General features: G+C 70.5%; 24 protein-coding genes. 14 read left to right on the forward strand and 10 right to left on the reverse strand.

All coding sequences use genetic code 11. The annotated features are described in order from the left end of the window. Positions 1 to 40: 40 nt before the first annotated feature. Positions 41 to 913: a phosphotransferase family protein gene (locus tag DEJ46_RS25215; RefSeq protein ID WP_190622877.1), complete on the reverse strand. Its 873-nt coding sequence runs from the start codon at positions 911 to 913 to the stop codon at positions 41 to 43. Between the two features lie 229 nt (positions 914 to 1,142). Between DEJ46_RS25215 and DEJ46_RS25220 the strand changes: the two genes are divergently transcribed. Continuing rightward, positions 1,143 to 2,345, forward strand: a complete 1,203-nt coding sequence (locus DEJ46_RS25220) for a helix-turn-helix domain-containing protein (RefSeq protein WP_150269887.1) — start codon at positions 1,143 to 1,145, stop codon at positions 2,343 to 2,345. A 23-nt stretch (positions 2,346 to 2,368) separates the two neighbouring features. Continuing rightward, complete coding sequence (locus tag DEJ46_RS25225) at positions 2,369 to 3,076, forward strand: creatininase family protein (protein ID WP_411757781.1); 708 nt, start codon at positions 2,369 to 2,371, stop codon at positions 3,074 to 3,076. On the opposite strand, the gene DEJ46_RS25230 is transcribed toward DEJ46_RS25225, so the two are convergent. Continuing rightward, positions 3,043 to 3,273, reverse strand: coding sequence for a DUF397 domain-containing protein (locus tag DEJ46_RS25230; protein WP_150269891.1), 231 nt, complete (start codon positions 3,271 to 3,273; stop codon positions 3,043 to 3,045). The two genes, DEJ46_RS25225 and DEJ46_RS25230, sit on opposite strands and share 34 nt — an antisense overlap. After that, on the reverse strand, positions 3,273 to 4,133 hold the full coding sequence (locus DEJ46_RS25235) for a helix-turn-helix domain-containing protein (RefSeq protein ID WP_411757835.1): 861 nt from the start codon (positions 4,131 to 4,133) through the stop codon (positions 3,273 to 3,275). Before DEJ46_RS25235 ends, DEJ46_RS25230 begins: the two co-directional genes overlap by 1 nt. A gap of 94 nt (positions 4,134 to 4,227) precedes the next feature. On the opposite strand from DEJ46_RS25235, the gene DEJ46_RS25240 reads away from it, so the two are divergent. Beyond that, on the forward strand, positions 4,228 to 4,974 hold the full coding sequence (locus DEJ46_RS25240) for an ATP-binding protein (protein ID WP_223835072.1): 747 nt from the start codon (positions 4,228 to 4,230) through the stop codon (positions 4,972 to 4,974). Here DEJ46_RS25240 and DEJ46_RS25245 read toward each other — a convergent pair. Beyond that, complete coding sequence (locus tag DEJ46_RS25245) at positions 4,947 to 5,708, reverse strand: HNH endonuclease (protein WP_150269893.1); 762 nt, start codon at positions 5,706 to 5,708, stop codon at positions 4,947 to 4,949. The two genes, DEJ46_RS25240 and DEJ46_RS25245, sit on opposite strands and share 28 nt — an antisense overlap. Positions 5,709 to 5,879: 171 nt before the next feature. Here DEJ46_RS25245 and DEJ46_RS25250 point away from each other — a divergent pair, with 171 nt between their 5' ends. Further along, the gene (locus tag DEJ46_RS25250; protein ID WP_150269894.1) at positions 5,880 to 7,070 is read left to right on the forward strand and encodes a DNA cytosine methyltransferase; all 1,191 of its coding nucleotides are present in this window, start codon (positions 5,880 to 5,882) and stop codon (positions 7,068 to 7,070) included. Here the strand turns inward: DEJ46_RS25250 and DEJ46_RS25255 are convergent, their stop codons facing one another. From DEJ46_RS25255 to DEJ46_RS25265, 3 genes are all read right to left on the reverse strand, one after another. Next, positions 7,071 to 7,547 (reverse strand): very short patch repair endonuclease, encoded by a 477-nt coding sequence (locus DEJ46_RS25255; RefSeq protein ID WP_223835074.1) that lies wholly within the window; start codon positions 7,545 to 7,547, stop codon positions 7,071 to 7,073. Between the two features lie 14 nt (positions 7,548 to 7,561). Beyond that, entirely contained in the window at positions 7,562 to 8,386 is an 825-nt protein-coding gene (locus DEJ46_RS25260) for a NaeI family type II restriction endonuclease (protein WP_150269899.1), read from the reverse strand. Between the two features lie 156 nt (positions 8,387 to 8,542). Beyond that, a complete protein-coding gene (locus tag DEJ46_RS25265; protein WP_150269901.1) occupies positions 8,543 to 9,544 on the reverse strand; it encodes a hypothetical protein in 1,002 nt (333 codons plus the stop codon). Between the two features lie 63 nt (positions 9,545 to 9,607). On the opposite strand from DEJ46_RS25265, the gene DEJ46_RS25270 reads away from it, so the two are divergent. Beyond that, positions 9,608 to 10,462 carry a class E sortase gene (locus tag DEJ46_RS25270; RefSeq protein WP_150269903.1) on the forward strand — a complete coding sequence of 285 codons (855 nt, stop codon included), beginning with the start codon at positions 9,608 to 9,610 and terminating at the stop codon, positions 10,460 to 10,462. On the opposite strand, the gene DEJ46_RS25275 is transcribed toward DEJ46_RS25270, so the two are convergent. Further along, entirely contained in the window at positions 10,404 to 11,798 is a 1,395-nt protein-coding gene (locus DEJ46_RS25275; RefSeq protein WP_150269905.1) for an MFS transporter, read from the reverse strand. The genes DEJ46_RS25270 and DEJ46_RS25275 overlap by 59 nt on opposite strands. 89 nt (positions 11,799 to 11,887) lie before the next feature. On the opposite strand from DEJ46_RS25275, the gene DEJ46_RS25280 reads away from it, so the two are divergent. The 5 genes from DEJ46_RS25280 (at position 11,888) to DEJ46_RS25300 (ending at position 16,316) form a co-directional block, all read left to right on the forward strand. Next, positions 11,888 to 12,436, forward strand: coding sequence for a winged helix-turn-helix transcriptional regulator (locus tag DEJ46_RS25280; RefSeq protein WP_150269906.1), 549 nt, complete (start codon positions 11,888 to 11,890; stop codon positions 12,434 to 12,436). Positions 12,437 to 12,498: 62 nt separating this feature from the next. Beyond that, on the forward strand, positions 12,499 to 12,792 hold the full coding sequence (locus tag DEJ46_RS25285; RefSeq protein ID WP_150269908.1) for a DUF6412 domain-containing protein: 294 nt from the start codon (positions 12,499 to 12,501) through the stop codon (positions 12,790 to 12,792). 97 nt (positions 12,793 to 12,889) lie between these two features. Continuing rightward, positions 12,890 to 13,714, forward strand: coding sequence for a YidC/Oxa1 family membrane protein insertase (locus tag DEJ46_RS25290; RefSeq protein ID WP_223835076.1), 825 nt, complete (start codon positions 12,890 to 12,892; stop codon positions 13,712 to 13,714). A gap of 138 nt (positions 13,715 to 13,852) precedes the next feature. Continuing rightward, complete coding sequence (locus DEJ46_RS25295) at positions 13,853 to 14,710, forward strand: fumarylacetoacetate hydrolase family protein (RefSeq protein ID WP_150269910.1); 858 nt, start codon at positions 13,853 to 13,855, stop codon at positions 14,708 to 14,710. Between the two features lie 88 nt (positions 14,711 to 14,798). Then, positions 14,799 to 16,316 (forward strand): choice-of-anchor A family protein, encoded by a 1,518-nt coding sequence (locus DEJ46_RS25300; RefSeq protein WP_150269911.1) that lies wholly within the window; start codon positions 14,799 to 14,801, stop codon positions 16,314 to 16,316. Here the strand turns inward: DEJ46_RS25300 and DEJ46_RS25305 are convergent. Further along, positions 16,288 to 16,800, reverse strand: coding sequence for a heme-degrading domain-containing protein (locus DEJ46_RS25305; RefSeq protein ID WP_190622879.1), 513 nt, complete (start codon positions 16,798 to 16,800; stop codon positions 16,288 to 16,290). The genes DEJ46_RS25300 and DEJ46_RS25305 overlap by 29 nt on opposite strands. Further along, positions 16,797 to 17,900 carry a Gfo/Idh/MocA family oxidoreductase gene (locus DEJ46_RS25310; protein ID WP_150269913.1) on the reverse strand — a complete coding sequence of 368 codons (1,104 nt, stop codon included), beginning with the start codon at positions 17,898 to 17,900 and terminating at the stop codon, positions 16,797 to 16,799. The genes DEJ46_RS25305 and DEJ46_RS25310 overlap by 4 nt, the downstream gene beginning before the upstream one ends. Before the next feature lie 95 nt (positions 17,901 to 17,995). Between DEJ46_RS25310 and DEJ46_RS25315 the strand changes: the two genes are divergently transcribed. From DEJ46_RS25315 to DEJ46_RS25330, 4 genes are all read left to right on the forward strand, one after another. Further along, positions 17,996 to 19,180 carry an ROK family transcriptional regulator gene (locus DEJ46_RS25315; protein ID WP_150274755.1) on the forward strand — a complete coding sequence of 395 codons (1,185 nt, stop codon included), beginning with the start codon at positions 17,996 to 17,998 and terminating at the stop codon, positions 19,178 to 19,180. Between the two features lie 125 nt (positions 19,181 to 19,305). Further along, positions 19,306 to 20,433, forward strand: coding sequence for a hypothetical protein (locus DEJ46_RS25320; RefSeq protein WP_150269915.1), 1,128 nt, complete (start codon positions 19,306 to 19,308; stop codon positions 20,431 to 20,433). Between the two features lie 50 nt (positions 20,434 to 20,483). Next, positions 20,484 to 21,251 (forward strand): GntR family transcriptional regulator, encoded by a 768-nt coding sequence (locus DEJ46_RS25325; protein WP_150269917.1) that lies wholly within the window; start codon positions 20,484 to 20,486, stop codon positions 21,249 to 21,251. 133 nt (positions 21,252 to 21,384) lie between these two features. After that, positions 21,385 to 22,506 (forward strand): TIGR03364 family FAD-dependent oxidoreductase, encoded by a 1,122-nt coding sequence (locus tag DEJ46_RS25330; RefSeq protein WP_150269919.1) that lies wholly within the window; start codon positions 21,385 to 21,387, stop codon positions 22,504 to 22,506. Positions 22,507 to 22,509: the final 3 nt, after the last annotated feature.

The following is a 22,509-nucleotide window of genomic DNA, read 5'->3' on the forward strand; positions in this document are numbered from 1 at the left end:
CGTTTCGGGTCGGAAGATGACGGAGCACTGCGAAGGCGTGTCAGCGAGGCACGCCGCAGGCGCGGAGAGCCGAGATGGTCTGGGCGAGAAGCGCCCAGGTGGCGATGGGACGGTTCGGCGCCGCGAGCCGACGGATGAGGCCAGGAGGGACCAGCGTGATGTCCTCCGGACGGCGCCGGTCGAGCCAGAGGAGAAGGCGCCACGCCAGGACCGAACCGCTCAGAACGAGTCGGCGAACGACGTCCTCCGGCAGCCGCCGGTAAGGCAGATCCCCATAGATCAGGTCGCGGGCCAGGTGGAACGCGACATCGGCGTGATCGGCGACAGCAGGGCCGCGCCCGCTTGCCTCCCAGTCGACGACGTGGATCCGGTCTCCGTCGACCAGAAGGTGCTCGGGCTTGAGGTCCCCATGCAGGAGGACGACAGGGTGGGCGTCGATCGGAGCGAGGAGCTCCGTCAGATCCGCCCACCACGGCAGCAGCCGGCATCGGGGAGACAGCTGTCGGAGCAGGAACCCTCGGTGCGTGAACGGATCCCTGTGGTGAGGCACCCAACCCGAACCGGGAACGAGACCGGGAGCCGGCCGGTGCAGCTGGTCGGACAGGACCAGGACCCGGTCGAGATAGTCCCGGACTGCCGGGACGGTCTCGATCGTGCATGGGCGTCCGGGCAGCATCTGGAACACGGTCCAGGCGGAATCACCCTCGGCTCCTGTGCCCAGGACCGTCGGCGCTGACAGCCTCTGGCGACCAGCACCCCGGATCGCTTCCACCTCGCGACGGCGCCGCCCAGCCGGGTCGATACCGACGTAGACCTTGAGCAGTGACCGGCCGTCCAGTGCCTGGAAAACCCGGGAGTACGGCTTGACCGAAGTCCGACGGAAGGGACCGTGTCGAGACTCGATCGCTCGCACTACCGCAGGGGAGCTCAGCACCTCGTCACCTCCAGCCGTCGATTCCGCAGGGGAAGCGCTGCCGGAGGAGGTGGCCCACCACCGCGGCGCTGAGGCAAGTAAGCCGGAGTAGCGACCGTCGGTCAGTGGACAGGGTTAACGGATTGCGCCGTTAACTGTTAACTCCCCACGTGGTGCGGGCTCTTGGCCCATCATTGGGCCGGGCACTGCGATGGACATCGGGGGAACGATGGGGGCGAAGAGCAGACTCCAGCAGGCCAGGCTGGACAGGGGCTGGACGCAGGGCGAGCTGATCGACGCGTTGATGGCCGCGGCCCAGCGTCTTGGAGCGCAGTCACCGGCGTCGACGAGCTGGAAGACGCTCATCTCGATGTACGAGAACGGCCGGCGCCCCATGAGTCCGGACCATCGCCCCCTCTTCCGGGAGGTGTACGAGGCGACGGACGAGGAGCTCGGCTTCGCATCCACCACCACGAGCGTCGCCACCGCACAGAGCATGCTGCTGCCAACACCGACGGCAGCGATGAGCCGCACGCCGATGCCGGTGAACCCGGAGATGCTGGGCTACCTCACCTCAGTACTCCAACAGCACGCACAGGCCGAACCCTTCGTCGGCCCGCAGTTCCTCCTGGCCCCGGTGGGCAGCCAGATGCCTCTCATCGAGCAGATGTGTCGCGAGGCGTACGGCCCGCTGCGGCAGGAGGTCCTGCGCGTGGGGGCACGGTACGCGGAGTTCCTCGGCTGGCTTCACCAGGACACCGGCCGCACGGACGAGGCCATGCGCTGGACCAGGCTGGCGATGGAGTACGCCCAAGAGCTGGGCGATCCGATGGTGATCGCGTACATGCTCCAGCGCCGCAGCAACATCGCCACGGAAGCGGGCCACGCCGGCCACGGCGCGGGCCTCGCTCTCGCTGCCCTCCGGTACGCCTCCGAGCTCTCACCTCGCGTCCACGCCGTCGTTCTCCGCCAGCTCGCGAACAGCAAGGCGAGCCTCGGAGAGGCTTCCGAGACCGAGCGGGCCATCGAACAGGCCCTCGTGGCGGCGGACAGAGGCGACGATGACGACCTGGCCTTCTACTGCACGGTCTCGTACATCGAGATGGAGGCGGCCAACTGCCAGGTACGCCTGGAGCGCCCCGAGCAAGCCGTCGTGACGTACGAGAAGAGTCTGCGGCACTGGCCTGCCGTGCAGGAGCGGGATCGAGGGCTGTGTCTCGCCCGGCTCGCTACGGCCAACGCGATCCTGGAGGACGTGGAAGGCGCGCACCAGGCCGCAGAACAAGCCTTCGGTATCGCGCACCGGACGGGCTCCACACGGATCCTCGGCGAGTTGTACCGGCTTCAACCGCGTCTTGCGCGCTGGCGCAAACTGGTGGAAGTTTCAGAACTCAACAGGGAGTTAGACCTGACCAAGCAGGTCACCCCCTAGCCGACCGAGGGAGAGCCGTGAACTTGCTGCCGACCGCCACGAGCACTGATGTCCAGGAGCTGCAGCCCCGCGTCGCCGTGCTCCCAGTCGGCTCCTTCGAGCAGCACGGCAAGTACCTCCCATTGATCACCGATACAGCGATCGCGTGCGTCATCGCCCAGGAGATCGCCGACGCCTACCCCGTCCATCTCCTCCCGCCCATCACCGTCTCGTGCAGCCACGAGCACGCGGCCTTCCCAGGCACCGTCAGCATCAGCGCCAGGACCCTGTACGCCGTGATCGACGACATCCGCGCCTCACTCGCCCGCTCGGGCATCCACAAGCTGGTGATCGTCAATGGCCACGGCGGAAACTACGTCCTGTCGAACGTGGTCCAGGAAGCCAACGTCGACGGCCCGGCGGTCTCCCTCTTCCCTCTTGGCCCCGACTGGGACCGTGCCCGCGAGCGCGGTGGTCTGGTCTCCGACCGGCACGCGGACATGCACGCCGGCGAGATCGAGACCTCGATCCTGCTCCATGCCGCTCCTGAGCTGGTTGGTGAGGGGTACGCCAACGCCGACCACGAGGGTGGCAGCAGGTCGCATCTTCTCGTCCATGGCATGGCGCCATACACGCAGACGGGTGTGATCGGATTCCCCTCCTATGCAACCGCAGTCAAGGGGAAAGCCGTCCTGGAGAGTCTGCAGCAGAGCTTTGATCAGCACCTCATAGCGCTGGGTGAACAGGCCTGAGTCGAAGAGATTCCTTCGATGAAGACGCTCCAGGCATCTGCCTGTACGGTGAGTACAGGCCCTTTTGGTCGCTTCGAATCCCGCACGAGTGCGCCAGTTTCAGTGCGTGAACATTCCACGCACTCAGTCGTATTGCCGCCGCTGTAGGACGACTTGAACCATGTGTTGACGGCGATGAACGAACGGGGCGAGGGCACTACAGCTCCTTGCTGATGCGGCGGATCAGGGACGACGAAGCCTCGATGTCCAACGCTTGCGCCCGCAGATACTCGAACGCAAGTCTGTATCTGTCGAGTTCCGCTTCCGTCTCCATGAACAGTGAACCGGTGTGCAGGTCGACGTACACGACGTCGAGCGAAGGCTCTGTGCCGCCCAGGATGACGAAGCTTCCCAGCGCTGCGGCGTGTGCTCCCTTGGAGAAGGGCAGCACTTGCAGGGTGACGTGAGGTGACTCGTTCTCGACGAGAAGTCGTTCCAGCTGAGCCCTCATGACCTCGGGAGATCCGACGACCCGGCGGAGAACCGACTCGTCGAGGATCGCCCACAAGTGTGGAGGCTGGGCGCGGGTGAGGATCTCCTGCCTCTTCATGCGGATGTCGACGAGCCGGTCGATCTCCTGCTGCCCGAGACGCAGCTCGTTGGCCTGCTGGACTGCGTTGCTGTAGTCACGCGTCTGGAGGAGCCCGGGGACGTAGACGCAGGAGAAGTGGTCCTCGCGTGCAGCTTCGTGCTCCAGAGTGAGCAGCAGATTCATGCCCTCCGGGATGCTGTCGGCGAACGAGCTCCACCAACCTTGCTGTTTGGCATCCTTGGCGAGGCTGACGACCGCATTCCGCTCGGCGGCGGTTGCGCCGTACTCCCGGCACAAGGCATCCACGATGGGCCACTTCACTGGGCCGGCTTGAGTCTCATAGCGACTCACGGTCGCCTTGGACACTCCGACGCGGCCCCCGGCTTCTTCCAGGGTGAGACCCGACTTCTCCCGAAGCTTCCGCAGCGTCGCGCCCAGATGACGACGCCGGGTGGTGGTTCTTGATTGCAAGGGGCAGTCCTTCATGTCGCTGCGTGGGCCGTCCACCGGCCCGATCAGGCTATGCAGCACCGCAGTTGGAGTGGGTCGATTCACCCGATCGAGTCTGGTGAGAAGTTACATGGTGAGAATTCTCGCTGCCATACTCGACTCACCGGGATCGCGCAGCGTCGCCGTACGGATGCGGTGGGTGCAGCACTGCGTTGGTCAGGGAGGGAGTGGCGTTGTGACTTTCAGCGAACGCAGTGAGTCTGGGCTCCGGTCTGTTCTGCCCTTCGAGGCGGTGCCGGGGGAGGTGCGGCTGCTGCGAGAGGCCGTTCGTAGCAAGCTGGGGCAGTGGGGTGCGCTGCAGGCTGTGGACGAGGCGGAGCTCGTCGTGACCGAGCTTGCGACGAATGTCATCAAGCATGTGGGTGAGGGAGCGCCTGCCACGCTTGTCTTGGAATGGAGTGGCAGCCGACTCCGTGTGGAGCTGCACGACAAAAGTCCCGTGGTGCCCGTGAGTGAGGTCGGCCGACCGAGAGCATGCGACGCGGAGTGTGGTCGCGGCCTCCGCCTCCTGGTATCGATGTCGGCCGACTGGGGCGCGTTCGTGACCGGTCCCGGCAAGGTGGTCTGGTGCGAGCTTCCGCTGGTGACTGACGCCTTGCGCGCTCGCGCGAGCAGGGCATCCGCCGTTCTGGACGGGTACCGCGAGCTCGCGGGGATTCGGGGCTCAACCTGTCGTGTGCGGTCTAGGGTGGATCGGGAGGCTGCGACCGCACTCATTACCGACTTGATGGCTTGGCTCGCGTCGCACGGGAGCGACCCGGATGACGCCCTGGCTTGTGCGCAGCAGCTCTATGAGGCTGGAGAGGCCGCCGCGTGACCGGCGTCCCCGTGCAGTTCCGCGCGCAGGGCGTCAGGTGTGCGCCACGACTCCCCTTCGTGGTTTCTGTGGCACATGCGATGGCAGTTCGCGCAGAGGAATGCGAGGTCTTCGAGCTTGGTTTCACGAGGCCCGGAGATGTGGAGGGGTAGCCGGTGATGGACCTCGACGTAGCCGACGCCGAGAGGGCCGTATGTCTGGCCGAAGTCGAAGGAACAGACTTCGCACTGGAGCGACTGCCTCAGCCTCTGGGCGTGCTTGATCTTGCGTCGGCGCAGGCCGCGGTCGCGCTCGCGGTAGAGCGCCCAGCGGACCAGCAGGCGGCCCTCCAGCGCGCTGGTGTCCCCGTCTGGGGTGGTCTCGTTGGCCGAGTGCGGGCTACGGCACAGCTCGCCGTTCTCGATGCCGACCCGAAGGGCCTTGGCGGTCGCCATCATGTCCGCTTCGTGCTCGACGAAGTCGGCCACGATCTCCTGAGTGGGCTTGCCACCCTTGGTCGAGCCACCCGTGTGGGCCGGGTGGGCAGTGGCAATGTCCGTTGTCTTGCGGCTCACACTGTTGGCCGACCGGAACCGTGGGTCAGCCACGGCGTCCCCGTGGAGGGGGAGCGAACGCAGCAGGCCGGACAGCTCGTGCACGCGCTGATCGGTCTGACGAAGCTCTTGCCAGCCGTTCTCGACGACAAGTGCGCACGCGAGCAGCAGTTCGTCTCGCACCCAAGAGATTTGAGCCATGCGGTGATCGTACAAGTGTTCCACCCGTCTGTGGGGTGTCGGAGGAGGCTGCGGGATGGCGCACACTGGGAAGGCGTTTGTCGGTTGGAGGGCGTTGTCAGTGGGGTCTGTCACTCTCTGTGATGTCTGGCGGACAAGGCGCCAGCGAGGTATGTGGTCGAAGGAGGGTGCATGACCGGCACTGAGGCGGAGTTCACTTCAATCGAGATCTGTGCTGGAGCCGGTGGGCAAGCCATTGGGCTGCACGCTGCCGGGTTCAGGCACCTTGCTCTCGTAGAGATCGACAAGCATGCGAGGGAAACGCTGCGCCGGAACATCGAAGCGCGCTCAGACTGGGCCTGGGAAGAGCAGCACTGTGACCTCAGCCATGCGGATGTCGGGACATTCGAGCCGCTGGAGGGCGTGAAGAGGGACGGGAAGCTGCTCGGGCCCGAGGAGCTGGACCTCCTTGCTGGCGGCGTACCGTGCCCGCCTTTCTCTCACGCGGGAAAGCAGCTCGGGAAGGATGACGAGCGGGATCTCTTTCCGCGGATGCTCTACCTCGTCGAGCAGCTGAGGCCGCGAGCTGTAATGATCGAAAACGTGCGAGGCATCCTGGACCCGAAGTTCTCGGACTACCGGGACTACATCACGGCCAGGCTGCAGAGCGGCACCTATCGTGCCGACGACGGCTCCCTCGTGACTGATGACGGGCTTGGGTACGAGGTGTGTCACTGGGGGATCCTGGAGGCCAGCGACTTCGGTGTGCCGCAGCTCCGGCCCCGCGCGATTCTCGTCGCCATCCGCAAAGACGTTCTCAAGGACGTGAAGTACGAGTGGCCGACCCCCACACACGAGCGCCCGGTGAGCGTTGTCGAGAAGCTCGAGGCGTCGATGGCGACGCGCTACGAGGCGTACTACGACGGCCCGCGCGACCAGGAGGCGCGTGCTGCTTATGCGCGATGGCACACCATGGCGACGGAGCGGCATGAAGAGCTAGAGGCCAAGGGCGGCGCCGGAATCGCGCCCACGTTGGTTGGGGGGTCGAAGAAGCACGGTGGGGCCGACCTCGGCCCCAGCCGAGCCAAGGCGGCCTGGAAGCAGCTCGGTGTCTCCGGCCTAGGTGTGGCCAATGACGCCGAGACCTGCAAGAAGAAGGGGTCTGAGGACCGCGACCTGTTCGGTGTCGGCGGGCCGATGCTGACCGTGGAGCAGGCGGCGATCATCCAGGGCTTCCCGGGGGACTGGATCTTCGACGGCGGTAAGACGGCTCAGTACCGGCAGGTGGGCAATGCCTTCCCGCCGCCGGTTGCCGAAGCCGTCGGCCGGTCGATCATGGACGTCCTGAAGGCCGCCCGCGAGCGTGACGCGAAGAAGTCCTGATTACGTCGTGCCCGTGCCTGTGCTCCGCGCACGGGCACGACGCTCCTCTACTTCGGCTGCGATTCGAACGGCACACTCTGCCGACGGCTCGTGCTCCCAGAAGCGCAGCACGGTCCACCCTGCTTCCTGGAGCCGCTGGTCCGTGTCACGGTCGCGAGCCATGTTGCGGGCGACTTTGTCCGACCAATATCCGGGATTCGTCTTCGGTGGTACGTAGTGCTCGGGACACCCGTGCCAGTAGCAGCCATCGATAAATACCGCAACCTTCACCGGCCGGAAAACAATGTCTGCCGTCCGGCGGAGGTCGGCCAAGGGTCTGGCCGCCACTCGGTAGCGCAATCCTTGAGCGTGCAGTAGCCGCCTGACCAGCTGCTCTGGCTTCGTATCCCGACTGCGGATCGCTTGCATGTTGCGGCGGCGTTCGGCGGATGATGCCCATGACCCTTCTGGGGGGCTCCAGTCGTCGTATTCCGACACGGAATGCAACTCCTTTAATGATTCTCTGCGAGGGTGAGTTGTTGGGGCGGTCCTGCTTCTCCCTCGCCTTTCAGGGCGATCCATTCTCCTGAACGCAGATGGATGCCTCGCGCTGCAGCTATGTCGCGGGATTCGAGCCAGTCACCGCACAGCACCAGTAGGCCTTCCTTCTCGGCCAGGTCTCTTGCTTGCCTGGCGCGCCGCATGGGATCGTCGTTTCCTGCCCCCACGGTAAGAATTGCATTTCGGGGAATAATGTGCCCTTCGAGTTCGTGGAACATCATGAGGAGACGCTTGGTCTGTCCGGGCTTCTTTGCAAAGATTCTACTGGCTGCTTCTTCGGACAAGTATCGGAGTGGGTTGACTGGCAGGGGAGTCCAGTCGTAGAGCGGGATGCTCCAGTTATCCCGAGCGTCGACGGCAAGCCCTCGCTTCCCGTCCTTGTTTCCCTTTCCGCGGTAAAGCCAAGAAGTGTGTGCCCGGACGAGCCATGTTCGATGGCGATTGTTCTTCAGTTGAATTTGCGTGCAGAGGCAGAGTTGGCAATGAGCTTCCGTTGGTATCGACCAGTTGCTGCCGACAGTTGCCTTGATGTCGACCGGAACGTCAGCGATGTGGGTGTCAAGGGGTTTGGTCTTCGGTAGTTCAAAATTCCGTAGGACCTCATATTCGAGCTTTGCGCCCACGGATGCGCGCTCACCGGGATGGACTTCTGGGGAAAGGAGATCGAAACGGCCGGTTCTGGCGCCATCGAGTACATAGTCGATGGCATTGCGGATGGAGTCCGTATACAGGTCGGCTACTGGGCGTTCGTGGATCCAATCCTTGACCAGCTGCATCTGTGAGTCCGATTCAGGGGCTTCTAGCGCATGACTCTCAATCCCGGTGTTTCCGCAGATGCCGCCAGGCTGAAGGAGGGAAAGGCGTGCCACTCAATGGTTCCGTTCTTCAAGGATGTGGAAAACTGACGGCTCAGACCTGTCGCAGACAGGATTTCACTCTGGGGCGCCCCCGTGGCACTCCGCATACGTCCTTTCCACGCCGCACCAGCACTCCTCGCCCTGTGCCGGCGGCCAAGGCGTCGCGCGGCCCCGGGCCGCCAGGGTGGTGGCGTACTGGGGGAGCAGGGCTGCGTTCGACGGGTGGGTGGATTCTGAGGCGGCGAAGGCTTCGTAGGAGGGGACCGTGGCGCGGACGATGCCCAGGTTCGGGGTGCCCGCCTGGGCCAGTTCGCGGAGGGACGCCTCGATGTCCGTGAGGTGCGCGCGGTACGTGGGGTATTCGGCTTCCAGTTCCGGGTAGGCCGCCAGGAGTTCGTCGAGTTCCGGCTCCGGCCAGTGCAGGACCGCCACCGGGAACGGGCGGGAGAGGGCCGTGCGGTACGTGCCCAGTTCCGAGCGGAGCCTCGTGATTTCCGCTTGGAGTTCTGCCGGGTCCGAGGAGCCCAGGGACCAGAGGCGCTTCGGGTCGTGGAGTTCGTCCAGCGGGACCGGTGCCGTGTGGAGCCGGTCCGCTCGGTCGTCCCAGTCGTCGTGTTCCCGTGCCAGCATGCGGCGGATCCGGTGGCGTGTCGTGATCAGGGACACCGTGGCGTGGGGGAGTTCCGCGGGCGTGGCCAGGAGTGCGGCGGCTTCGGTGAGGGTCGACTCCGCCGCTTCCAGTTCGTCGTGGGCCTCCAGGGTCTCCGCCGTGATCTCCCAGGGCGCCGCGTCCGCGGGCTTGGCGGCCCGGACTCCCTCGATGATCGCCCGCGCCTCGGCCTCGTGGCCGTACTCCCAGAGGTTCGCCGCCTTCAGCGCCCTGATCAGGTGCGGGTTCGCCGGCTCACCGGAGAGGAGGGCGTCGTAGAGGGCCGTCGCTCCTGGGCGGTCGCCCGCCAGTTCGCGGTGGGCCGCGGCCTGGAGCAGTAGGGGTTCCCGGTCTCCCGGGTACTGCGCTGCCGTGCGCAGCAGGCGCTCGGCTTCGGTGGTGTGAGCGGCAGGAGTGTCGGGGCGCATGCCTTCCACCGTACTGCTGTACGGGCCTGGAGAGTTGGCGCCTCAGCGCTTATCGTGCCCCGCGTGCGGGACAGGGTGCGGGAGCGGCGGGAGCGAGTGCCGGTCGTCGTCCAGGGGCGGGGGCGGCGCCGTACCGGTGCCCGCGTGCTGTGGGCGGCGGCCGAGGCCGTCGTCACCTGCGGGGTTGTCGTCCTTCTTCTTGTCGTCCATCAGCTCTGGTGGACCAACCAGCAGGCCCGTGCCGAGGCCCGCGAGCAGGTGAGCGTCCTGGAGCGGGAGTGGGCGATCTCTCCTCCCGTGGAGGGGGAAGGGGAGGGGGGCGGGGACGGGGACCCCCCGGTCCGGAGCGTGGAGTCCGAGCTGCCCGGTGAGGCCGAGACGCCCGCGGCGGGGGATCTCCCCGAGGTCGCCTCCGTTCGTCCGGCTCCATCGTCCGGCCGCGACCGGACCCGGCAGGCCGCCCCCGACTCCCGCGCCTTCGCCATCCTCCGTATCCCCCGGCTCGGCCTCACCGTCCCCGTCGCCCGCGGCATCTCCAAGCGTTCCGTCCTCGACAAGGGGTACGTCGGGCACTACCCCGGCACCTCCGGGCCCGGCCGGACCGGGAACTTCGCTCTCGCCGGGCACCGGAACACCCATGGCGAGCCTTTCCGGTACATCAACCGGCTCGTACCCGGGGACGTCATCAGCGTGCGGACCCGTGCGCGGACGTACACCTACCGCGTCGACCAGGTCCTCCCGCAGACCGCCCCCCGTGACGTCGGGGTCGTCCGGGCCGTCCCCCGGTCCCTCGTCAAGCCGTCCTACGGGTACTCGGCCGCCGGGTCCTATCTCACCCTCACCACCTGCACGCCCGAGTTCAGCAGTGCCTATCGGCTCGTGGTGTGGGCGAAGCTCGTCGGCCCAGGAGGAGCGTGAGCGCCGCGCCCGTCAGTGCCAGTCCCGCCGAGACCAGGAGCGCCGTGTCCGGGCCCGCCGGTGTCAGGGCCAGGGTCAGGGCCACGCCCGCCGCGGAACCGATGTAGCGGGCGGTGTTGTTGGCGCCCGAGCCCATCGCCGCCCGCTCCGGCGGTACGGAGTCCACGGCGAGCCGGGGCAGTGCCGCGTTCAGGAGGCCGCTGCCCGCGCCCGCCACGAGGAGGCCCGGGAGGAGGCGTGGCCAGGGGCCTTCCAGAGCGCCGAGGAGAGCCAGTACTCCTGCCGCCGACAAGGCGAAACCCACGGTCAGTTGGTACGCGGCGGACAGCCGGCCCGCGAGGTGGCGCGCCTGGAGCGCCACCACGAACGCCGTGCCCGACCAGAGGACGAACAGCCACGCCGCCCCCAGCGGTGACATCCCCGCCCCGCTCTGGAGCAGCGCGGGCACCACGCTGAACAGGCCGATCACCGCCAGGCCCGTGAACAGCGCCCCGAGCGTCGACGCCAGGAAGGCCGGGCGGCGCAGGAGCGTCAGGTCGACCATGGGCGTACGGCTCCGGTGCTCGATCGTCACGAAGGCCGCCGTCAGGGCGGCGGAGGTGACGAGCAGGAGGGCCACCGGCGCCCGCAGCCAGCCGTCCCGGCCGAGCGTGAGCGCTGTGAGCAGGGCCGCCAGGGCCAGGCCGAGGGTGAGGGCGCCCGGGAGGTCGGGGCGCGTCCGCTGCACCGGCTTCGCCGTCTCCGGGCCGAGGGTGCGGGTGCCCGCCGCCGCGATCACCAGGGCGCCGAGGCCCAGCACCCCGTACGCCAGGCGCCAGTCCACCAGGCTCAGCGCGCCCGCGAGCAGCGGGCCGAGCGCGATGCCGCCGCTGACCGACGCGCCCCAGATGCCGGTCGCCCTGATCCGGTCGCGGCCCGAGGGGTACGCGTCGGCCAGCAGGCCCAGGCTGCCCGCGAGGACCGCCGCGCTCGCCGCGCCCTGGGCGATCCGGGCGAGGGTGAAGGTGAGCGTGGAGCCCGCGAAGGCGCCCAGGCCGGTGGCGGCGCCCAGGGCGAGGGTGCCGAGGAGGAAGACCCGGCGCCGCCCGTGCGTGTCTGCGAGGCTGCCGGCCACCAGGAGGAGGACGGCGAGACCGAGCGGGGTGCCGTTGAGCAGCCAGGCCCGGGCCGAGTCCGGCGTCCCGAAGGCGGCGGCCGTGTCGGGGAGGGTGAGCATCGGGGCCGTGTAGTTCATCAGCGCCACGGCCGTGGCCGCGCCGGTGACGGCGAGCGTCGCGGAGGGGCGGGCCGGCGGCTTCAGCGCCGGGGAGAGGAGGGCGGTGGCGGGCTGGGGCATGGCAGGGACCTCCACCTGTCGGTTCGGTGAATGAACCCAAGCTAGCAGGTCGGTTCATTCAATGAACCCTCGATGGGTACGATGGGGTCATGGCTCTCGGCAAGGACTACGCCCACCAGCAGTGCTCCATCGCCCGCGCCCTCGAGGTCGTCGGCGAGCGCTGGACCCTCCTCGTCGTCCGCGACGCCTTCTACGGCGTCCGCCGCTACAACGACTTCCTCGTTCACCTCGGCGTCCCCCGCGCCGTCCTCGCCGCCCGCCTCCAGGCCCTCGTCGAGGCCGGCGTCCTCGAACGGCGGCGCTACCGGGAGTCGCCCCCGCGCGACGAGTACGTGCTCACCGAGCGCGGCCTCGCCCTCTGGCCCGTCCTGCGCGCGCTCGGCGCCTGGGGGCGGGCCGAAGTCCCCGGAGCCGTACCGGTGCGCCGCTTCCACCACGCCGACTGCGGCACCGAACTCGGGTCGTACGGCGAATGCCCCGCCTGCCGCGTCCCCGTGCCGCCCGCCGACGTCGAGATGCGGCCCGGCGCGGGCCTCGACCCGGACCCCGGCGATCCCGTCGGGCGCGCCCTGCTCGCGCCCCGGCGGCTCCTCGTCCCCGTCGGGCGCGAAGACGTGTCCGAGGGTGGGAACTCCTGATCCGGCCCGGGCGTCTTCAGGGTGGGAAAGGTCAGGGAACCGCGAGAGCAAGGGGTGGTGAGATGACGGTCAGGGGGCAGCTCCTGCGCGTGCTCACGCCCGTCTTCCTCCTTCTCGCCCTCGCCGGCCTGCTCCTCTCCGACGGCGCGGGCCTCGCCGGCGTCGTCCTCGCCGCGACCACCGTCGTCTGTGCCCTGATCGGCGCCCCGGCGGCTCCCGCCGTCCCGGCCACCCGCGTCCGCACGGCGATACGCGACCGTGAGCGGCGCACCGCCTTCCTGCCCCAGCGCGATCCCGACGCCGCAGGCCGCCGCAGACCCCGAGCTCCCGGCCGTCCCCTCCCGACGGCCGCGTAGGAGCCTCCGCACACGAACACCGGACGGTCCTCACGCGGATCCGTCATGCCGAGACCCGCATCTCTCCCGGCACGACGAGACCCCACGGAGGGCTCCCTTGTCCGTTTTCGCTTCCCTGGTCGAGCGGCTCGCCGACCTGCTCCAGCCGCTCTTCGCCACCACCGCCACGGCCGCCGCGATCGTCCTCTTCACGATGCTCGTACGCCTCGCGGTCCACCCGCTCTCCCGCGCCGCGGCCCGCGGGCAGAAGGCCCGCACCCGGATCGCCCCGCAGCTCGCCGCCCTCCGCAAGAAGTACGCCAAGAACCCCGAGCGCCTCAAGAAGGCGATGCTGGAGCTCCACGCCAAGGAGAAGGTCTCGCCCTTCGCCGGGATACTGCCCAGCCTCCTCCAGGCGCCCGCGTTCTTCCTGATGTACCACCTCTTCTCCGGCGACCGGATGGCCGGGCACACGCTGTTCGCCGCCCCGCTCGGCGACCACTGGGCCGACGCGCTCTCCCACGGCGGCGTGTTCGGCCCGGCGGGACGGGTCTACCTCGTCCTGTTCGCGATCGTCACCGCCGTGGCCGTCTTCACCTACCGCCGGACGAAGCGGCAGCTCGCCGCTCAGCCCCTCGACCTGGGGCAGCCCACGCCCGGCGCGGGCGCGATCGGAAAGGTGATGCCGCTGCTCTCCTTCGCCACCCTGATCACGGTCGCCGTCGTCCCCCTCGCCGCCGCCCTCTACGTCGTCACCAGCACCGCCTGGAGCGCTGCCGAGCGGGCCTTCCTCTTCCGGGAGGGGAAGGAATCGGCCGGCGGGAAGAAGGAACCGGCCGACGGGAAGAAGGAATCGACGGGCGGGAAGAAGGAATCGGCCGGCGGGAAGGGGGAGCCGACGGGCAGGAAGAAGGCCTCCGGCGCCGTTGCTACTCGCGCGTAAGGGTCCAGTGCGTGAACGGGGTCTTGCAGACTGACCCGATGTCTTGGAGGATCGACCAATCCTCCGATGGCCGCACTCCATCGGCCGGGGCACCCTCAGGGCCCTTCCCGGGCCCACCTCGACCACCGGGAGAAGACCATGAAGCTGCTGCGTGTAGGCCCGCCGGGAGCCGAGCGTCCTGCCCTGCTCGACCAGGACGGCACCCTCCGCGACCTGTCCGCCCTGGTCGACGACATCGACGGCGCCCTCCTCGCCGACGCCGCCACGCTCGACCGCGTCCGGGGTGCGGCCGCGGCCGGTGTGCTGCCCGCGCTCGACGCGACCGGGCTGCGCATCGGCCCGCCGGTCGCCCGCATCGGCAAGGTCGTGTGCATCGGGCTGAACTACCACGGTCACGCCGCCGAGACCGGCCAGGCCACCCCGGCCGAGCCCGTCGTCTTCCTCAAAGCCGCCGACACCGTCGTCGGTCCGGACGACACCGTGCTCGTACCGCGCGGCTCGGTCAAGACGGACTGGGAGGTGGAGCTCGCCATCGTCATCGGCCGCACCGCCCGCTACCTGGAGACCGACGAGCAGGCCCTCGCGCACGTCGCGGGCTACGCGGTCGCCCACGACGTCTCCGAGCGCGAGTTCCAGATCGAGCGCGGCGGCACCTGGGACAAGGGCAAGAACTGCGAGACCTTCAACCCGCTCGGCCCCTGGCTCGTCACCGCCGACGAGGTGCCGGACCCGCAGGCCCTCGGCCTCCGCCTCTGGGTCAACGGCGAGCTCAAGCAGGACGGTCACACCTCCGACCAGATCTTCCCGGTCGCGGAGGTCGTGCGGTACGTCAGCCGGTTCATGACCCTCTACCCGGGCGACATCATCAACACCGGCACGCCCGCCGGTGTCGCCATGGGGCAGCCGGAGCCCAAGCCCTACCTGCGCCCCGGTGACGTCGTCGAGCTGGAGGTCGACGGGCTCGGCCGGCAGCGGCAGGAGCTCAAAGGCGCCTGATCCCCTGGGCGCGGTGCTCACGTGAAATCGGCGGCGCCCCCGCGTGGGGCGTCGCCATTCTCATAGTGTTTTTTGCATATTGCCCCTTATGGAACGAAACATGAAGGACGGGCGGTCCGCGCGGGGCCGCCTCGCCGCCATCGCCGCGGCCACCGTCGGGGCCACCGCTCTGGTCGGCGCGCTGGCCGTCAACGGCTTCGCCGATCCCCTGCCGGGCGGCCTCGGCCCCTGCAAGCCGGGCAAGTGCCCGCCGTCCGGCTATCCCGGCATCAACAACGGCACCGTCGAATTCCGCGACAACAACATCAACATCTTCGTCGGCGGCGACTTCCTCGTCCGCGAGGCCGCGGCCGAGGCCGAGGGCAAGGTCGTCGTCCTCGGCGGCTTCGACCAGAACAAGCGCGCCGGCGTCTCCAGCGTCTACAACGTCGGCATCGTGGGCGTCGGCTCGCGCGTCCCGCCGGTCGACGACACCGAATTCCTCACCGTCGGCAAGGACCTGACGGTGGCCTCCGGGCAGCGACTGCTCGCCGAGGAAGGGACGGTCAAGGGGATCGTCGAGTACGGGGGCCTGCTTTCCGGGACGGTGAGCCCCACCCCGGTCCACGACACGGCGGCCGCCGACCCTTACACCGCCCTCCGGGCACAGCTCACCGACGCGAGCCAGTGCTACGCCTACGTGAACGGTGCTTCCCGCACCCCCACGGGGACCGCCGTCCACAGCAGCGCCGAGACCGTCTTCACCGGTGACGGCACCTCGGCCCTCCAGGTCTTCACCATCGACTTCGACCTGGAGTCGGCGAACGACGGTCAGCAGAACATCGTCTTCCGGAAGATTCCGGCCGGCGCGACCGTCCTGGTCAACGTCCTCGGCGCGAGCCGTACCGTCGACACCTTCATCAACGGACTGCCGGACGGCCTGCGCGACCGCGTCCTGTGGAACTTCCCGGACGCGACGACGGTCAAGTTCGAGGGAACGGCCCAGTTCGCGGGCAGCGTGCTCATCGGCAACCAGGCCAGCACGACGACGATCACCATGCCGGGCATGAACGGCCGCTTCTTCACCACCGGGAACCTGACGCACGCCTCGGAGCCGACGGGCGGCGGTGGCCAGGAGATCCACGCCTACCCGTTCAACGGCGACCTGCCGTCCTGCACGGACCCCACGCCGACGCCGACGGATCCGACGCCCACGCCGACCGATCCCACGCCCACGCCGACGGATCCGACGCCGACGCCGACGGATCCGACGCCCACGCCGACCGACCCCACGCCCACGCCGACGGATCCGACGCCCACGCCGACCGATCCCACGCCCACGCCGACGGATCCGACCCCGACGCCCACCGACCCCACGCCGACGCCCACCGACCCCACGACGGGCGGCTCGACCGGCGGCTCGACGGGCGGTGACACCGGCGGGTACGGCGACTCCGGCGACCCCGGGGGTTACGGCGACACGGGCGGCAACCACGGCCCGCACGGCGAACTGCCCGAGACCGGTGCCGGCACCGGGCAGATCGTCATGGGCGCCGCAGCCGTGGGACTCGCCCTCGGCGGCGGGATCCTCGTGACGGTCAGCCGTCGCCGGAGGCGTACGAACTGAGCAGCCGTTCCAGTGCCTCGACGACCATCGCGTGGTCCTCGGCCTGCGGCAGGCCGGAGACCGTGACCGAGCCGATCACTCCCGCGCCCTCGACCGCGACCGGGAACGAACCGCCGTGGGCGGCGTACCGGTCGGGGTCGAGGCGCGAGGACGCCTCGAAGGTCGTCCCCTTGGCGCGGAACCGCGCCCCGACCAGGAACGAACTCGCGCCGTACCGCTCGACGACCCGCCGCTTCCGGTCGATCCAGGCGTCGTTGTCCGCGCTGGACCCCGGCAGCGCGCAGTGGAACAGCTGCTGCGCGCCGCGCCGGATGTCGATCGCGACGGGGGCGCGGCGCTCCCTCGCCATGCCGACGAGGAGTGTCCCGAGCGCCCAGGCGTCCTCGTACGTGAAGCGGGGGAGGACCAGACGGGCCTCCTGCGCTTCCAGTACGCCGACCTCGTCGGCCTCCGACGGGCCTGCGGGTCCTGCCGGCGCGCTCACAGCGCCACCGTGACGCTCTCGCGGGCCGACCGCTTCGCCGCCTCCAGGACGTCGAGCGCGGCTGCCGCCTCGTGCGCGGTGACCGGGTTCTCACCGGTGCCGCGGAGGGCGGCGGCGACGGCCGCGTAGTACGCCTGGTAGGCACCGGGCAGCGACGGGACCGGGGTGCCGCCGCCGGTCACCGGGGACTCCCCGGAGCCGATCCGGCCCCACAGCTCTTCCGGCTCCACGCCCCAGACCGTGCCCGGCACGGGCCGCAGGCCCTCTCGCAGGGCGGCCTCCTGCGGGTCGAGCCCGTACTTCACGAAGCCCGCGCGCTGCCCGAGCACGCGGAACCGGGGGCCGAGCTGGGCGGTCGTGGCGCTCACGTACAGGTGGGAGCGGACCCCGCCGGCGTGGGTGATCGCGAGGAAGGTGTCGTCGTCGGCGGCGGCGCCCGGGCGGCGCACGTCCGACTCGGCGTACACCGAGACCGCCGGGCCGAAGAGCACGAGCGCCTGGTCGACGACGTGGCTGCCCAGGTCGTAGAGCAGGCCGCCGATCTCCTCGGGGGCGCCGGACTCCCGCCAGCCGCCCTTGAGCTGCGGCCGCCAGCGCTCGAAGCGGGACTCGAAGCGCTGGACCTCGCCGAGCGCGCCTTCGTCGAGGAGGCGGCGGAGGGTCAGGAAGTCGTTGTCCCAGCGGCGGTTCTGGAAGACCGAGAGCAGCAGGCCCCGCTCCTCGGCGAGGGCGGCGAGGCCGCGCGCCTCGGCGGCGGTCCCGGCGAGCGGCTTGTCGACGACGACCGGGAGACCGGCCTCCAGGGCGGCCGTGGCGACCGCGACGTGCGTCTTGTTCGGGGAGGCGACGACGATCAGGTCGAGCTCGTCCGCCCCCTGCTCCCACAGCTCCCCGGGGGAGGCCGCGACCCGCACGCCGGGGTGGGCGGCGCGGGCCTCGGCGGCCCGCTCCGGGTTGCCGGTGGTGACGGCGGCGAGGACGAGGTCCTCGGAGGCCGCGATCAGCGGGGCGTGGAAGACGGAGCCCGCGAGGCCGTAGCCGACGAGTCCGACGCGGAGGGGCGTGCTGGGGGTGCGGGGGCCGGTGTCGGTGCCAGTCATGCAGCTCACTTAAGCAACGCTGTTGCCAAAGTGCAAGCGACCGCGACAATGGGGACGTGAAGAGGGAGCAGAAGTACACGAGGGGCCTGGCCGGCGTGAACGTACCGGCGCTGCGCAGCCACAACGCGGCGCTCGTGCTCGACCTCCTGCGCACGGCGGGGGAGACCGGGATCAGCCGCCTGGAGCTGGCCGAGAGGACCGGCCTCACTCCGCAGGCGGTCAGCAAGATCACCGCCCGGCTCCGGGCCGAGGGCCTCGCGGCGGAGGCCGGCCACCGGGCCTCGACGGGCGGCAAGCCCCGTACGGTCCTGCGCCTGGTGCCCTCCGCCGGGCACGCGGTCGGCGTCCACCTCGACCGCGACGAGCTGACGACGCTCCTGACGGACCTCGCGGGCACGGTCGTGGCCCTGCGCCGCCGCCCGGTCGACCTGGGGGAGGGGGCGGGGCCGGTCCTGGGCGCGGTGACGGATGAGGTACGGGCGCTGCTCACGGAAGGCGCGGGGGAGGCCGTCGGCCCCGACTCCGGCCCCGGCCTCGGTTCCGTTTCCCACGCCGTCACCGGCCCTGTCACCGGCCCTGTCACCGGCCCCGGCCCCGACTCCGACTCCGGCCCTGACTCCGTCCCCGTCCCCGTCCCCGTCCCCGTCCCCGTCCTCGGAGTCGGCGTCGCCATGCCCGGGCCCCTGGACCACCAAGCCGGGGTGCCCGGCCGCGTGACCGGCTTCCCCTCCTGGGACGCGTATCCGGTACGGGACGAACTGGCCCGGCGCCTCGGGCTGCCCGTCGTCCTCGACAAGGACACGAACGCCGCCGCCCTCGGCCTCGCCCTGCGACCCGAGGCCCCCGGCTCCTTCGCCTACGTCCACCTCGGTACGGGGCTGGGCGCCGGCCTCGTCCTCGGCGGCGCGCCGCTGCGCGGGGACAGGACCGGGGCGGGCGAGCTCGGGCACCAGACCGTCCAGCTCGACGGGCCCCCGTGCGACTGCGGCGGGCGAGGCTGCCTGGAGGTCCTCTGCCTGGCGGCGGTCGCGCGCGGCGAACTCCCCGAGGCCGCGCGGATCCTCGGCGCGGGCGCGGCCAACCTCGTACGGCTCCTCGACATCGACCAGGTCCTGCTGGGCGGGCGGGTGGTGCTCGGCGCGCCGGAGGTGTTCTCCGACGGGGCCCGGGAGGTCCTCGCCGGGCTCGGGCTCCCGACGCCGGTCGCCGTGGCCACGGCCCCGCAGGCGGTGGCGGTGGGAGCGGCGTGGCTCGTTCTTGCTCCGATCTTCGGACAATAGGCTGATCGGGCGGATTGCTCGGGCCGTACGAGGGTGCGAACGGTGTCGCTGACCGGACCCCCCGCCCGGGCGTGGCAGCGTCGCGGCCGACCCGTACGCCCGCAAGCAGCAAAGGCAGCCGCCCCATGGCACCCGCCCCCCTGCGCCAGCGCAGCGCCCTCGTCGTGACCGCGACCGTGACCGCGACGGTGGCCCTCGCCCTCACGGCCCCCGCACTCGCGGCCCCGGCGGCCCACGCGCCGAAGGCGTCCGCCCCAGGGGCCCCTGCTCCCGCGGCGCCCGCCACCTCCGCGCCCCCCGCCCCCGACGCCCCGGCCCTCAACGCCCCTGCCCCCAACGTCCCCGACATCCCCAAGGCGCCCAACGTCCCCAAGGCGCCCAGGATCCCCGCCCCCGACCCGCCCGTCCCCTCCTGCGGCAACGCCCCCGACGGCGGCTTCCCGCTCGCGACCCGGATCCACGGCGGCCCGGACGACTACCCCGCCGGCGGCCCCCTCCAGGCCTGGAAGCTCGACCTCACGAACGACACCGACACGTCCTGCACCGGCGTCCACCCCGTCCTCGTCCTCGCCGACCGGGACCGCGCGCTCCAACCCGCCCAGATCCGCTTCGAGTTCTACGACGAGGGCTCGGCCCGCTGGCGGCCCGTGGCCTTCGAGACGACCGAGGAGGCCGAGAACGTCGGCGCGTTCACCGACTTCGGCGGCTTCGCGGTCCCCGCGGGACGGACCCTCACCGTCCCCGTACGGCTCGCGTTCCGCGAGGACACCGCCCCCGACGAGGTCGTCGTGAGCGCGGCGGTCGTCCAGCGCCGGGGTGCCGACGGCGACTGGGTCGGCGCGTCCGACGAGTACCGCCTGACCGTCGGTCCCGCCGTGCCCGAAGGATCCGCCACGCCCGAGCCGAGGGACGAGGCGGCCGACCCGCCGGCCCAGCGCACCGAGAAGCCCGAGGCCCCGGAGCCCCCGCAGGGTGCGGAGGGTGCCGACCCGAGTCGCGAACTGGCCCACACCGGAAGGGAGTCCGGCCAGGACGACGTCCTCCTGCTCGGATCCTTCGCCGCCGCCCTGGTCCTGCTCGGCGCCGCCCTCGCCCGCACCGCCCGACGGCTGACCCCACGGCCCGCCCGGCCGGCCCCGCAGTCCGCCCGACGACCGGCCCCGTGGATGGCCGCACGACCGGCCCCGTGGACGGCCGCACGACCGGCCCGGCGGACCCGCGGCGACTCCTCCCGCCGCCCCCGGCACCTCTGAGCCACGTTCCGTACACCTCCCCGTTCATCACCGTCTGCGACGATCCCTTCGTGAACTACCAGACCGCCCCCGCCGACCCCGGCGCCCCCGTCCGCTCCGGCGTCCCCGAGCACGGCAGGGTCCCCAAGTACTACGCCGTGAAGGCGAAACTCACCCTGCTCGTCGACGAGTTGGGGGAGAGTGGGCTGCTGCCCACCGAGCGCGACCTCGCCGTCCGGTACGAGGTGTCCCGCGAGACCGTCCGTCAGGCGCTGCGTGAACTGCTCCTGGAGGGCAGGGTGCGCCGCCAGGGCCGGGGCACGGTCGTCGCGGGCCCCAAGCTCGAACAGCCCCTCTCGCTCGCGAGCTACACGGAGGGCGTCCGCCGGCAGGGCCGCCGCCCCGGCCGAAGCCTGATCTCCCTCGACCGCTTCCCCTGCCCGGAGGCGCTCGCGCCGGAGGTCGGTGCCGAACGGGGCGAGCCCGTCTGGCACATGGAGCGGGTGCTGCTCGCCGACGACGAGCGGGTCGGCCTGGAGAGCACGTACGTCTCCGAGGCCCGCGCCCCGCGCCTGGACGTCGACTTCGACCCGGACTCCTCCTTCTACGCCTACCTCCACGACCACCTCGGTGTGACCTTCGGCGACGCCGACGAGCGCATCGAGACCGTGCTGGCGACCCCGCGCGAGGCCCTGCTCATCGGTACGCCCCCGGCGCTGCCGATGCTGCTGCTCCACCGTGTCTCCCGGGACACCTCGGGACGCCCCCTGGAGCGGGTCCGCACGCTCTACCGCGGCGACCGGTTCAGCTTCACCGCGCATCTGGGCCGCCAGGACTGACCCCAAGGCCCGCCGGGCGAACGGCTTTTGATCACGAGTAGATAACGGGTCTGGTCCAAGCTTGTCGGTCCGTTCACCGTCCCGTCGCCCACCGGATCCGTCCGGGCCACCCGCCCCCGCGACCGTTTCGGCCATGAAGGTGATCGTCGTAGGAGCCGGCGTGGTGGGAACCATGCACGCCTGGCACGCAGTGGAACGCGGCCATGAGGTCGTACACATCGAGCGCGAGGCCGAGGCGCGCGGAGCGTCCCTCCGCAACTTCGGCCAGATCTGGGTGAGCGGCCGCGCCGGCGGGGAGGAGCTCGACACCGCCCTGCGCGCCCGCGAACTGTGGGAGGGCATCGGCGCCCGGGTCCCCGGGCTCGGCTTCCGGGCCATCGGCTCCCTCACTCCCGTACGCAACGACCTGGAGCTGGCCGTCGCCGAGGCCGCCCTCGCGCGGCCCGACGCCGCCGCCCGCGGCTACAAGCTGCTGACGGCGGACGAGGCCCGCGCGGTCAACCCCGCCCTCCGAGGGGCGTTCGAGGCCGCCCTCTGGTGCGAGCGGGACGCCGCCGTCGAGCCGCGCCTCGCCCAGCTCGCCCTCCGCGAGGCCCTGCTCGCCACCGGGAAGTACACCTTCCTGCCGAACCGCGAGGTCCGGGACGTCGTCGGCAGGGGCGCCGTCCGCGACGACCGGGGCGAGACGCACACCGGCGACGCCGTCGTCCTGTGCACCGGCGCCTGGCTCTCCGGCCTCGTCCGCGAGGTCGCCGGCGAGATACCCGTCCGCCGGGTCAGGCTCCAGATGATGCAGACCGAGCCCCTCGGCGAGCCGCTCACCACCTCCGTCGCCGACGCCGACTCCTTCCGCTACTACCCGGCGTACGCCTCCCCCGCCCTGGACGCCCTCGACGCCGGTCAGCCGCAGGACCCGACCGCCGCCGCCCACAAGATGCAGCTCCTGATGGTGCAGCGGCTCGACGGCGGACTGACCATCGGCGACACCCACGAGTACGAGCACCCCTTCGCCTTCGACACCCTCGAAGACCCCTACGAGCACCTCACCCGCGTCGTCGAGTCCTTCCTCGGCCGCCCCCTGCCGAGGATCAGGCGCCGCTGGGCCGGGGTGTACGCGCAGTGCGTCGACACCAGCCGGGTCGTGCACCGCCAGCGGGTCGCCGACGACGTGTGGCTGGTGACCGGACCCGGCGGGCGCGGCATGACCTGCTCGCCCGCCGTCGCCGAGACGACCGCGAACGAACTGGGCTGGTGAACA

It is taken from the genome of Streptomyces venezuelae, from assembly GCF_008642375.1.
Classification (GTDB): Bacteria; Actinomycetota; Actinomycetes; order Streptomycetales; family Streptomycetaceae; genus Streptomyces; species Streptomyces venezuelae_G.

Bases quoted from the DNA above. Each gene is read 5' to 3' on its own strand.
- DEJ46_RS25220 (WP_150269887.1), top strand. From the start codon at position 1,143: ATGGGGGCGAAGAGCAGACTCCAGCAGGCCAGGCTGGACAGGGGCTGG.
- DEJ46_RS25235 (WP_411757835.1), bottom strand. From the start codon at position 4,133: ATGAAGGACTGCCCCTTGCAATCAAGAACCACCACCCGGCGTCGTCAT.
- DEJ46_RS25240 (WP_223835072.1), top strand. From the start codon at position 4,228: ATGGTGAGAATTCTCGCTGCCATACTCGACTCACCGGGATCGCGCAGC.
- DEJ46_RS25245 (WP_150269893.1), bottom strand. From the start codon at position 5,708: ATGGCTCAAATCTCTTGGGTGCGAGACGAACTGCTGCTCGCGTGCGCA.
- DEJ46_RS25250 (WP_150269894.1), top strand. From the start codon at position 5,880: ATGACCGGCACTGAGGCGGAGTTCACTTCAATCGAGATCTGTGCTGGA.
- DEJ46_RS25260 (WP_150269899.1), bottom strand. From the start codon at position 8,386: ATGCAGCTGGTCAAGGATTGGATCCACGAACGCCCAGTAGCCGACCTG.
- DEJ46_RS25265 (WP_150269901.1), bottom strand. From the start codon at position 9,544: ATGCGCCCCGACACTCCTGCCGCTCACACCACCGAAGCCGAGCGCCTG.
- DEJ46_RS25275 (WP_150269905.1), bottom strand. From the start codon at position 11,798: ATGCCCCAGCCCGCCACCGCCCTCCTCTCCCCGGCGCTGAAGCCGCCG.
- DEJ46_RS25280 (WP_150269906.1), top strand. From the start codon at position 11,888: ATGGCTCTCGGCAAGGACTACGCCCACCAGCAGTGCTCCATCGCCCGC.
- DEJ46_RS25285 (WP_150269908.1), top strand. From the start codon at position 12,499: ATGACGGTCAGGGGGCAGCTCCTGCGCGTGCTCACGCCCGTCTTCCTC.
- DEJ46_RS25295 (WP_150269910.1), top strand. From the start codon at position 13,853: ATGAAGCTGCTGCGTGTAGGCCCGCCGGGAGCCGAGCGTCCTGCCCTG.
- DEJ46_RS25300 (WP_150269911.1), top strand. From the start codon at position 14,799: ATGGAACGAAACATGAAGGACGGGCGGTCCGCGCGGGGCCGCCTCGCC.
- DEJ46_RS25310 (WP_150269913.1), bottom strand. From the start codon at position 17,900: ATGACTGGCACCGACACCGGCCCCCGCACCCCCAGCACGCCCCTCCGC.
- DEJ46_RS25320 (WP_150269915.1), top strand. From the start codon at position 19,306: ATGGCACCCGCCCCCCTGCGCCAGCGCAGCGCCCTCGTCGTGACCGCG.
- DEJ46_RS25330 (WP_150269919.1), top strand. From the start codon at position 21,385: ATGAAGGTGATCGTCGTAGGAGCCGGCGTGGTGGGAACCATGCACGCC.